Source organism: Ruminococcus sporogenes (assembly GCF_054655175.1).
In genome coordinates, this window is sequence record NZ_BAAHOA010000037.1 from 1 (window position 1) to 802 (window position 802).

At 47.6% G+C, this 802-nt stretch carries 1 protein-coding gene; it reads left to right on the forward strand.

What is annotated here, in order from left to right; genetic code table 11:
• A partial coding sequence (locus tag ACYQ0N_RS15335; protein ID WP_460163185.1) for an MSCRAMM family protein occupies positions 1-802 on the forward strand: 802 nt, incomplete at both ends.

An 802-nucleotide genomic window follows, 5' to 3' on the forward strand; every position in this document is an offset into this window, starting at 1 on the left:
CGAAAAATATCTTGTAACATTTGAATATCAGGGACAGGATATTCAGACGGTTTCAATCGACTGCGGAACATTTGAGAATCGCCTTAAGCGCGGAAAAATAGAAGGTATCAAGACAAACGAAAGCGGCGGCCCTCTTGAAAACGCTCTGTTCGGTCTGTTTGCAATGGACTGCACAGAATTTACGGAAGAAAACGCGTTAATGACAGCCAAGTCGGACGACAAGGGCTGTTTTTCTTTTGCCGACATTCCCTTTGGCGGGTATGTTATCAGAGAACTTTCAGCGCCCGACGGATATATTTTAAGCGATGAAAGCTATACCGTAAATATCCGAGAGGACGAAGAAGTTATTGAAATTACCGTTGAAAACAAGCCTGTTACTGTGGAAATATCCAAGCGGGACGCGGACGGAAACGAGCTTAAAGGCGCGCAAATGCAGCTGCTGGATGATAAGGGAACAGTTGTGGACGAATGGACTTCCGACGGGACTAATCATATTGTCGCAAAGCTTTCCGCCGGAAAGTATATTCTGAAAGAAACCGCCGCTCCGGAGGGATATATTTTGGCGACGGATATTTGCTTTGAAGTCCTTAATGACGGTACGGTCACGGTTGACGGCGCTGAAACGACCGCCGTATCTGAAAACGGCAATCCGCTGATCGTTATGATCGACGAGGCTGAACAGAAAGAGATACCGCAGGATACTCCTCATACTGGCGACAGCCGAAGCAATACCGCCGCATGGCTTATGATAGCCGGAGGACTGTCAGGTCTTTGCGCTCTGCTCGTAAGCTGTAAAATACGG